This is a genomic window from Pseudomonas sp. PS02303 (assembly GCF_029959925.1).
Lineage (GTDB): Bacteria > Pseudomonadota > Gammaproteobacteria > Pseudomonadales > Pseudomonadaceae > Aquipseudomonas > Aquipseudomonas mandelii.
Genome location: NZ_JASCOM010000224.1, coordinates 1 through 9,513 on the forward strand (window position 1 = coordinate 1; position 9,513 = coordinate 9,513).

Below are 9,513 nucleotides of genomic sequence, written 5' to 3' on the forward strand. Positions count from 1 at the left end.
AGGCTTGCCCGCGTAGGCGATGGATCAGCCGACATCACTGTTGAATGTCAGGACGCCTTCGCGGGCAAGCCTCGCTCCTACAAGGGTTATCCACAAGCTCTTAGAAATCCTTGCACAACCGCAGCGCGTCGTAGATCGCGGCGTGTGTATTGCGCTGCGCCACGCAGTCGCCGATGCGGAACAGCAAGTAGCCGTCGCCCGCCTGGCTCAGCGAAGGTTGCGGCTTGATCGCGAACAGGGCTTCGATGTCCATCTGGCCTTTGTTGCGCGAGCCTTCCTTCATGGCGTAGTAGATTTCTTCGTCCGGACGCACGCCGTTTTCAACGACAACCTGGTCCACCACCCGCTCCTCTTTGGCGCCGGTGTATTCGTTTTCCAGCACCGCCACCAGCTTGTCGCCCTCGCGGTAAACCTTCTCCAGCATCATGTCGCCGGTCATGATCACTTCTTTGGGGTACATGCTGCGGTAGTACGTCGGAAACGACGTACCGCCAATCGCCACGCCCGGCTTGATGTCGTCAGTAACGATCTCGACCTGGCTGCCTTTGTCAGCGAGGAAGTCGGCGGTCGACATGCCGGTGAATTCGCAAATGGTGTCGTAGACCAGCACGTTCTTGCCCGGCGCGACCTTGCCGTCGAGGATGTCCCAGCTGCTGACCACCAGGCCTTCAGCCGCGCCCCAGTGTTCGTTTTGTTCCAGGAACGGATGACCGCCAACGGCGAGCACCACCACATCCGGACGCAGGTCGAGAATGGTGGCCGCATCGGCCGCCACGCCCAGGCGCAGGTCGACTTTCAGACGCGCCAATTCCAGCTGGAACCAGCGAGTGATACCGGCGATCTGGTCCCGTTGCGGGGCTTTCGAAGCGGTAGTGATCTGCCCGCCAATGAATTCTTTCTTCTCGAACAGGGTCACGTCGTGGCCACGTTCGGCCGACACACGCGCCGCTTCCATCCCGGCAGGACCGGCACCGACCACCACAACCTTGCGCTTCACACCGGTCGATTTCTCGATGATGTGCGGCACGCCCATGTATTCACGGGAAGTCGCGGCGTTCTGGATGCACAACACGTCCAGGCCCTGATACTGACGGTCGATGCAGTAGTTGGCGCCGACGCATTGCTTGATCTGGTCAACCTGACCCATTTTGATCTTGGCGATCAGGTGCGGGTCGGCGATGTGGGCGCGGGTCATGCCGACCATGTCCACGTAGCCGCCTTCCAGAATACGGGTCGCCTGGTTCGGGTCCTTGATGTTCTGCGCGTGCAGGACCGGGGCCTTGACCACTTCCTTGATACCGGCCGCCAAATGCAGGAACGGCTCCGGTGGATAACTCATGTTGGGGATAACGTTGGCCAGGGTGTTGTGGGTGTCGCAACCCGAACCCACCACGCCAATGAAGTCGATCATGCCGGTGTCGTCGTAGTACTTGGCGATCTGCTTCATGTCTTCGTGGGACAAGCCGTCCGGGTGGAACTCATCACCGCACAGACGGATGCCGACGCAGAAATCCGGGCCGACTTCAGCCCGCACAGCCTTGATCACTTCCAGGCCGAAACGCATGCGGTTCTCGAAGCTGCCGCCCCATTCGTCGGTACGCTTGTTAACCCTCGGGCTCCAGAACTGGTCGATCATGTGCTGGTGCACGGCGGACAGCTCGACGCCATCCAGACCACCGGCCTTGGCCCGTGCCGCAGCGCTGGCGTAGTTGCCGATCACCCGCCAGATTTCTTCCGGCTCGATGGTTTTGCAAGTCGCACGGTGCACCGGCTCGCGGATGCCCGACGGCGACAGCAGGGTTGGCCAATGCTCGCCATCCCAGCGGGAACGACGGCCCATGTGGGTAATCTGGATCATGATCTTGGCGCCATGCTTGTGCATGGCATCGGCCAGGTTCTGGAAGTGCGGAATGATCCGGTCGTCGGCCAGGTTGACCGACTTCCACCAGCCTTGCGGGCTGTCGATGGCCACGCTGGAGGAACCGCCGCAAATCGCCAGGCCGATCCCGCCCTTGGCTTTCTCTTCGTAATACTTGACGTACCGGTCGGTGGTCATGCCGCCGTCGGTCGCGTAGACCTCGGCGTGCGCGGTACTGAGCACGCGGTTGCGGATGGTCAGTTTGCCGATCTGGATCGGCTGGAACATTGCTTCGAAAGCCATGGCGGGTTCCTCGACTTACAACGGCTTGACGGTGAACAAACCGTCGTCGTGGCCTTCTTCGGAGCCACCGTAAACCTGTTCGGCGACAGTGCGGATCTTGCTGCCACGGGCTTGCAGAATCTGGTCCATGGCCCCGGCAAACCAACCGGTGAACATGTAGTCGACCTTGCGCCCGACCTTGCCGTACACGTAGACGAACGCCGAGTGTTCGAGCTTGACGCTGGCGGTGCCCTTGTCGAGGTCGATGTCCTGGATCTTGAACAGGCCCCAGCCGCGTTGCGACAGGCGCTTCATGTAGTGCTCGAACACCGCGACGCCTTCCAGGCCGTGGCATTCGGCTTCTTTTTCACACCAGTGCCAGGCGGATTTGTAGCCGGCCTTGTAGAGGATTTCGGCGTAGGCGTCGGCGCCCAGCACTTCCTCGATGCCCATGTGGTTGTTGACGAAGAAGTGACGCGGTACATACAGCATTGGCAGGGCGTCGGAGGTCCAGACACCGGTTTCGCTGTCGACTTCGATTGGCAATTGCGGGGCGATCTTGGCCATGGAAACTTAACTCCAGAAAATTTTGGGTGTTGCCCCCGGCGCGGACGGCCGGGGGAAAGAATTCTTCAGATGCGGCGGCTTATTCGCCCCAAACGTCTTTCAAGACGTTGACCCAGTTCTCGCCCATGATCTTGCGCACCACACGCTCGGAGTGGCCGCGCTTGAGCAGGGTTTCGGTCAGGTTCGGGAACTCGCCGACGGTGCGGATGCCCAGCGGGTTGATGATCTTGCCGAAGCTGGTCAGGCGGCGGGCGTAGCCCTTGTCATGGGTCAGGTATTCAAAGAAGTCCTGGCCATGGCCCTGGGTGAAGTCGGTGCCGATACCGATGGCGTCTTCACCAACGATGTTCATGGTGTATTCGATGGCCTCGGCGTAGTCGTCGATGGTCGAATCGATGCCCTTGGCCAGGAACGGCGCGAACATGGTCACGCCGACAAAACCGCCGTGATCGGCGATGAACTTCAGTTCTTCATCGGACTTGTTGCGCGGATGGACTTTCAGGCCCGACGGCAGGCAGTGGGAGTAGCACACCGGTTTCTTCGATTCGAGAATGACTTCTTCAGACGTCTTGGAGCCGACGTGGGAAAGGTCGCACATGACCCCGACGCGGTTCATCTCGGCAACGATTTCACGACCGAAACCCGACAGGCCGCCATCGCGCTCGTAGCAGCCAGTCCCTACCAGGTTCTGGGTGTTGTAGCACATCTGCACGATACCGACGCCGAGCTGCTTGAAGACCTCGACGTAGCCGATCTGGTCTTCAAAGGCGTGAGCATTCTGGAAGCCAAAGAGGATGCCGGTCTTGCCCTGCTCCTTCGCTTTACGGATGTCGGCGGTAGTGCGAACCGGAATCACCAGGTCGCTGTTCTCGCGGATCAGCTTCTGGCTGGCGGCGATGTTGTTGACGGTGGCCTGGAAGCCCTCCCACACCGACACGGTGCAGTTAGCCGCGGTCAGACCGCCCTTGCGCATGTCTTCGAACAGCTCACGGTTCCACTTGGCAATAATCAGCCCGTCGATAACGATGCTGTCGGCGTGCAATTCGGCTGGGCTCATCAGGCTGTCCCCTATTAGCGATTCATGCGCCGAATCGTGTGCCGGCGCTTTGGGGCCAGCATATGCCTGAGGACCGGGGCAGCCGGGTGCAAAAACGACAGGGGGTTTGCCGAAAGCGTCAATCCGCGACAAAGGGTCGTTGATCGACGCAATCGCCCACCTGTTCAAGGGCCGCTGCTTGGGCCAGAATCCGCTGCATTACTGAATAGGCACTGAAAAATAGGGGCTGCGTCGCAATGAGAACGATCTTCCTGGCTTTGGCACTGATAGCGACCGGCGTACACGCAGCTGAAGAGGCCGACGACAACCCCTGCGACAAGGTCGAAAACGACGTCCAGACCCTGGAATGCTCCGCCTTCAGCAGAACCACCGCCGAAGACCTGCTCAAGGACAATTACCAAAGCCTGACCGAGCGCATGCAAACGGCCTACGGCAAGAACCCGGCGCAACTGAGCGACATCACCGCCAAGCTCAAGGCCGCGCAGCAGCAGTGGCTGAAAACCCGGGATGCGGATTGCGCGGTGGAAGCGTTTCCGGCGACCAGTGGCAGCAAGGCGTTCACCATTGCGCAGAATGATTGCGTGGCGCGGATGAGTGATGAGCGGTCGGAGTTTTTGGAGTCGATTGGGCAGGAGTGAAAACATAAATATGGAGAATGATTTGATCCCTCACGAAGTAGTCAGCCTTATCGTTGATGGCGCGTTACCGTTCAGGGCCTGGCGCGAGCACCTGAACCTTACACAGGATGAGGTGGCCAAACGCATGGGCATTTCTCAACCTGCTTTTGCCCAGCAAGAGACTGTAGCGAAGCCTCGCAAGGCCACCCGCGAGAAAATTGCCGCGGCGTTTGGCATCACGGCTAATCAACTTGAGCTGTAGGCTGCACACAACCATTTGTGAAAGGGATCGAAATGACAATCTGCGGCATCGAAATCAAAGGCAGCGAAGCGATCATTGCCGTCGCGTCCCTGGACGGTCAGACGCTGAGTCACGTAGCCCTGCCCACCAAGAAAATTGCCCTCGACGATGACGACGAAGCCGCGAACGTCAAAGTCTTCGCCGCTCAGGTGGCGTCGTTTGTACGCGAGAACTCCATCGACCGGATCGCGATCAAGAAGCGCAGCAAGAAAGGCGAGTTCGCCGGTGGACCGACCACGTTCAAGATCGAGGGTGTGTTTCAGCTGCTGGAAAATTGCGAGGTGACGCTGCTGTCGCCGCAAACGATCAATGCGCAGAGCAAGAAGCACAACGTGGAACTGCCGGCGACGCTGAACAAGTATCAGCATGAAGCCTACAAAGCAGCCTGCTCGGCCTTAATGAAGAAATAAGATCCACAACAAATCATAACTGTGGGAGCGAGCCTGCTCGCGAAAGCGGTGGGTCAGTCGACATCAATGGCGGCTGACAGATTGCATTCGCGAGCAGCCTCGCTCCCACAGGGTTTTTTGGTGTTGTTGGAATCTGTGCTCAGACCAGCTCTCGCCCATCCCCAAGCCGTCGGCGATCCTCGCGCGGGCACCGCGCAAACTTCGCCCGATAGCTGCGGGTGAAATACGACGGCGATTCAAAACCGCACGCAATGCTCACCTCCAGCACACTCATGTCCGTCTGTCGCAGCAACTGCCGGGCCTTCTCCAGCCGCAAGCGCAGGTAGAAATTGCTCGGCGTGTCGTTCAGGTGCAACCGAAACAGGCGCTCCAACTGGCGCCGCGTCACCTTGATCGATTCGGCTAACTCAAGCGTACTCAGCGGTGGTTCGCTGTGCTGCTCCATCTCCCCAATCACATGCACCAGCTTCTTGTTGCTGATGCCATAGCGCGTGGCGACTTCCATGCGCTGGTGGTCTTTGCGCGGGCGGATGCGCCCGAGCACGAATTGTTCGCTGACCTGAATCGCCAGTTCCGGGCCGTGGGCCTGGGCGATCAGGTCGAGCATCAGGTCGATGGAGGCTGTACCGCCGGCTGAGGTGATACGGCGGCGATCGATCTCGAACAGCTCCTGGGTGACGCTGAGCTGTGGATAAGACTCCTTGAACGCGTCGATGGCTTCCCAGTGCAGGGTCAGGCGATGGCCGTCGAGCAGGCCGGCTTCGGCGAGGACGAAACTGCCGGTGTCGATGGCGCCGAGGGTCACGCCCTCGTTGTCCAGACGGCGCAGCCAGTGCTCCAGCGCGGGCGTGGCGAATTTCAGCGGTTCGAAGCCGGCGACCACCAACAGGGTTGCACCTTTCTTCAGCGGCTCCAGCGCCGCATCGGCGTTGACCGACATGCCATTGCTGGCCAATACCGCCCCGCCATCGGCACTCAGCACGTGCCAGCGATACAACTCGCCGCGAAAGCGATTGGCGACCCGCAGCGGCTCGATGGCCGAGATAAAACCGATGGCCGAGAAACCCGGCATCAACATGAAGTAGAAGTCCTGGGACATGGAGCGCACTCGACTGGCAGGTAACGAGAGGGCGGGTAGCGTGTGGACGTTGATACGCCACTTGCAACAGGCTTTCAAGAGCGCAGGTCGCTGCAGTGCAAGAGCTGGTCGCCGCAGTGCGCTTTCACGGGGCCTTAGCTGCGTAACTTGGCATCACCGGCGCACAAAGATGCCGGAACCCACAATAACGTCTGCCGAGGAACCCCGACATGAAACGACTGATCAGCAGCTGTGTTCTTGCACTCAGCGGTACCGCCTTCTTGAGCGCCAGCGTCATGGCGGCCGAACCTGCTTCATGCCAGAACGTACGCATGGGCGTCGTGAACTGGACCGACGTGATCGCCACCAGTGCCATGACCCAGGTCTTGCTCGACGGCCTCGGCTACAACACCAAACAAACCAGCGCCTCCCAGCAAATCATCTTCGCCGGGATCCGCGACCAGCGCCTGGACCTGTTCCTGGGTTACTGGAACCCGCTGATGACCCAGACCATCACGCCGTTCGTCGACGCCAATCAGGTCAAGGTGCTTGAAGCGCCTAGCCTGAAAGACGCCCGCGCCACCCTCGCCGTTCCGACTTACCTCGCCGACAAGGGTCTGAAAACCTTCGCCGACATCGCCAAGTTCGAAAAAGAACTGGGCGGCAAGATCTACGGCATCGAGCCTGGCTCGGGCGCTAACACCCAGATCAAGGCAATGATCGCCAAGAACCAGTTTGGCCTCGGCAAATTCCAGCTCGTCGAGTCCAGCGAAGCCGGCATGCTCGCGGCCGTGGATCGCGCCGTGCGCCGCAAAGAAGCTGTGGTGTTCTTCGGCTGGGCGCCGCACCCGATGAACGTCAACGTGCAGATGACTTACCTCACCGGCAGCGAAGACGCTCTCGGCCCGAACGAAGGCATGGCCACGGTCTGGACCGTCACTTCGCCGAACTATGCGCAGCAGTGCCCGAACATCGGCAAATTGCTGAGCAATCTGACCTACACCGCCGAAGACGAGAGCCGGATGATGCAGCCGCTGCTGGATCACAAGGACGCCTTCGAATCGGCCAAACAATGGCTGAAAGATCACCCGCAAGACAAGCAACGCTGGCTCGAAGGCGTGACCACCTTCGATGGCAAACCGGCCGCTGACAATTTGAAACTGACCAGCAAATAAACCCCGATTGAACCACCGACTCGCAGCCCTGCTGGGCTGCGAACGGAATCATCACGCCTGCAAGGAACCCGCCTCATGAACCACGACGTCATCATCACCTGCGCACTCACCGGTGCTGGCGACACGACCAGCAAGAGCCCACACGTGCCGGTCACCCCGAAACAAATCGCCGCTGCCGCCGTGGAAGCCGCCAAGGCCGGTGCCACGGTCGTTCACTGCCACGTGCGCAACCCCGAAACCGGCAAATTCAGCCGTGACGTGGCCTTGTACCGCGAAGTGATGGAGCGCATCCGCGAGGCGGACGTCGACATCATCGTCAACCTCACCGCCGGCATGGGCGGCGACCTGGAAATCGGCGCGGGCGAGAACCCGATGGAGTTCGGTCCGAACACCGACCTGGTGGGCCCGTTGACCCGTCTGGCCCACGTTGAAGCACTGTTGCCGGAAATCTGCACCCTCGACTGCGGCACCCTGAACTTCGGCGACGGTGACACCATTTACGTGTCCACCCCGGCGCAACTGCGCGCAGGCGCCAAACGCATTCAAGAGCTGGGCGTGAAGGCCGAGCTGGAAATTTTCGACACCGGTCACCTGTGGTTCGCCAAGCAGTTGATCAAGGAAGGCCTGCTCGACGATCCGCTGTTCCAGCTGTGCCTGGGCATTCCGTGGGGCGCGCCGGCCGACACCACCACTATGAAAGCCATGGTCGACAACCTGCCCGCGAACGCGGTGTGGGCCGGCTTCGGCATCGGTCGCATGCAAATGCCGATGGCGGCGCAAGCGGTGCTGCTCGGCGGCAACGTGCGGGTTGGCCTGGAAGACAACATCTGGCTGGACAAGGGTGTGCTGGCGACCAACGGCCAGCTGGTCGAACGCGCCTCGGAAATCCTCAGCCGCCTCGGTGCCCGTGTCCTGACTCCGGCGGAAGGCCGGGCAAAAATGGGCCTGACCAAGCGCGGCTAATCCTCCACGCACATAACCTGTAGGAGCGAGGCTTGCCCGCGAAGGCGGCATTCCTGCCGGAAGAGATCCGTCGGATGTACCGGCCTCTTCGCGGGCAAGCCTCTCTCCTACAGAGATCACCGAATTCTTTTAGGACGACGCCATGAGCTTTATCACCGAAATCAAAACCTTCGCAGCCCTGGGCAGCGGTGTCATCGGCAGCGGTTGGGTATCCCGCGCCCTCGCCCACGGCCTCGACGTTGTCGCCTGGGACCCGGCGCCTGGCGCCGAAGCCGCGTTGCGCAAACGCGTCGCCAATGCCTGGGGTGCGCTGGAGAAACAAGGCTTGGCACCGGGTGCTTCACAGGATCGGCTGCGCTTTGTCGCAACCATTGAGGAATGCGTTCGCGACGCGGACTTCATTCAGGAAAGTGCCCCTGAGCGCCTCGATCTGAAACTGGAACTGCACAGTAAAATCAGCGCGGCGGCCAAGCCCAATGCCTTGATCGGTTCCAGTACTTCCGGCCTGTTGCCGAGCGAGTTCTACGAGAGTTCGACGCACCCGGAACGCTGCGTGGTCGGGCACCCCTTCAACCCGGTTTACCTGCTGCCGCTGGTGGAAGTGGTCGGCGGCAAAAACACCGCACCGCAAGCCGTTCAAGCGGCGATGAAAGTCTACGAATCCCTGGGCATGCGTCCGCTGCATGTGCGCAAGGAAGTGCCGGGGTTCATCGCCGACCGTTTGCTCGAAGCGCTGTGGCGGGAGGCGCTGCACCTGGTCAACGACGGTGTGGCGACCACCGGAGAAATCGATGATGCGATTCGCTTTGGCGCGGGTCTGCGCTGGTCATTCATGGGCACGTTCTTGACGTATACCCTGGCGGGTGGCGATGCGGGTATGAGGCACTTCATGGCGCAATTCGGACCGGCGTTGCAGTTACCGTGGACGTATCTGCCGGCACCGGAGCTGACCGACAAGTTGATTGATGATGTGGTGGATGGCACCAGCGATCAGTTGGGCACGCACAGCATTTCCGCGCTGGAGCGCTATCGTGATGATTGCTTGCTGGCGGTGCTGGAAGCGGTGAAGACCACCAAAGAGAAGCATGGGATGGCGTTCGCTGACTAAACACCCCACCCCCTGTAGGAGCGAGGCTTGCCCGCGAAGGCAATTTCCCTGCCGCAAGAGATCCGTCGAATGTACCGGCCTCTTCGCGGGCAAGCCT

9 protein-coding genes and 1 pseudogene are annotated in these 9,513 nt (G+C 60.5%); 6 read left to right on the forward strand and 4 right to left on the reverse strand.

Going from position 1 to position 9,513, the window contains the following annotated elements; translation table 11 throughout:
* Window positions 1-100: 100 nt before the first annotated feature.
* From dgcA to QMX98_RS28140, 3 genes are all read right to left on the reverse strand, one after another.
* Window positions 101-2,161, reverse strand: coding sequence for a dimethylglycine demethylation protein DgcA (gene dgcA, locus QMX98_RS28130; RefSeq protein WP_008151900.1), 2,061 nt, complete (start codon window positions 2,159-2,161; stop codon window positions 101-103).
* A 15-nt stretch (window positions 2,162-2,176) separates the two neighbouring features.
* A complete protein-coding gene (locus QMX98_RS28135) occupies window positions 2,177-2,707 on the reverse strand; it encodes a DUF5943 domain-containing protein (RefSeq protein WP_008033249.1) in 531 nt (176 codons plus the stop codon).
* A 79-nt stretch (window positions 2,708-2,786) separates the two neighbouring features.
* Entirely contained in the window at window positions 2,787-3,764 is a 978-nt protein-coding gene (locus tag QMX98_RS28140; protein ID WP_007907542.1) for a dipeptidase, read from the reverse strand.
* 236 nt (window positions 3,765-4,000) lie between these two features.
* Here QMX98_RS28140 and QMX98_RS28145 point away from each other — a divergent pair, with 236 nt between their 5' ends.
* The 3 genes and pseudogenes from QMX98_RS28145 (at window position 4,001) to QMX98_RS28155 (ending at window position 5,092) form a co-directional block, all read left to right on the forward strand.
* Window positions 4,001-4,402 (forward strand): lysozyme inhibitor LprI family protein, encoded by a 402-nt coding sequence (locus QMX98_RS28145; RefSeq protein ID WP_010467005.1) that lies wholly within the window; start codon window positions 4,001-4,003, stop codon window positions 4,400-4,402.
* Window positions 4,403-4,412: 10 nt separating this feature from the next.
* Window positions 4,413-4,643: pseudogene (locus QMX98_RS28150) on the forward strand (helix-turn-helix transcriptional regulator); the annotation flags it as partial.
* Between the two features lie 32 nt (window positions 4,644-4,675).
* A complete protein-coding gene (locus tag QMX98_RS28155; protein ID WP_282411715.1) occupies window positions 4,676-5,092 on the forward strand; it encodes a DUF3010 family protein in 417 nt (138 codons plus the stop codon).
* Window positions 5,093-5,231: 139 nt separating this feature from the next.
* Here the strand turns inward: QMX98_RS28155 and QMX98_RS28160 are convergent, their stop codons facing one another.
* On the reverse strand, window positions 5,232-6,191 hold the full coding sequence (locus QMX98_RS28160; RefSeq protein ID WP_010467001.1) for a GlxA family transcriptional regulator: 960 nt from the start codon (window positions 6,189-6,191) through the stop codon (window positions 5,232-5,234).
* Window positions 6,192-6,400: 209 nt separating this feature from the next.
* On the opposite strand from QMX98_RS28160, the gene QMX98_RS28165 reads away from it, so the two are divergent.
* The 3 genes from QMX98_RS28165 to QMX98_RS28175 all read left to right on the forward strand — a co-directional run bounded on the left by QMX98_RS28165 (window position 6,401) and on the right by QMX98_RS28175 (window position 9,416).
* The gene (locus QMX98_RS28165; protein ID WP_010467000.1) at window positions 6,401-7,345 is read left to right on the forward strand and encodes a choline ABC transporter substrate-binding protein; all 945 of its coding nucleotides are present in this window, start codon (window positions 6,401-6,403) and stop codon (window positions 7,343-7,345) included.
* 75 nt (window positions 7,346-7,420) lie between these two features.
* A complete protein-coding gene (locus QMX98_RS28170; RefSeq protein ID WP_008151915.1) occupies window positions 7,421-8,308 on the forward strand; it encodes a 3-keto-5-aminohexanoate cleavage protein in 888 nt (295 codons plus the stop codon).
* 142 nt (window positions 8,309-8,450) lie between these two features.
* A complete protein-coding gene (locus tag QMX98_RS28175; protein WP_010466999.1) occupies window positions 8,451-9,416 on the forward strand; it encodes an L-carnitine dehydrogenase in 966 nt (321 codons plus the stop codon).
* The last annotated feature ends 97 nt before the right edge of the window (window positions 9,417-9,513 follow it).

Coding starts and splice junctions, on each gene's coding strand:
- dgcA (WP_008151900.1), bottom strand. CDS start 2,161: ATGGCTTTCGAAGCAATGTTCCAGCCGATCCAGATCGGCAAACTGACC.
- QMX98_RS28135 (WP_008033249.1), bottom strand. CDS start 2,707: ATGGCCAAGATCGCCCCGCAATTGCCAATCGAAGTCGACAGCGAAACC.
- QMX98_RS28140 (WP_007907542.1), bottom strand. CDS start 3,764: ATGAGCCCAGCCGAATTGCACGCCGACAGCATCGTTATCGACGGGCTG.
- QMX98_RS28145 (WP_010467005.1), top strand. CDS start 4,001: ATGAGAACGATCTTCCTGGCTTTGGCACTGATAGCGACCGGCGTACAC.
- QMX98_RS28155 (WP_282411715.1), top strand. CDS start 4,676: ATGACAATCTGCGGCATCGAAATCAAAGGCAGCGAAGCGATCATTGCC.
- QMX98_RS28160 (WP_010467001.1), bottom strand. CDS start 6,191: ATGTCCCAGGACTTCTACTTCATGTTGATGCCGGGTTTCTCGGCCATC.
- QMX98_RS28165 (WP_010467000.1), top strand. CDS start 6,401: ATGAAACGACTGATCAGCAGCTGTGTTCTTGCACTCAGCGGTACCGCC.
- QMX98_RS28170 (WP_008151915.1), top strand. CDS start 7,421: ATGAACCACGACGTCATCATCACCTGCGCACTCACCGGTGCTGGCGAC.
- QMX98_RS28175 (WP_010466999.1), top strand. CDS start 8,451: ATGAGCTTTATCACCGAAATCAAAACCTTCGCAGCCCTGGGCAGCGGT.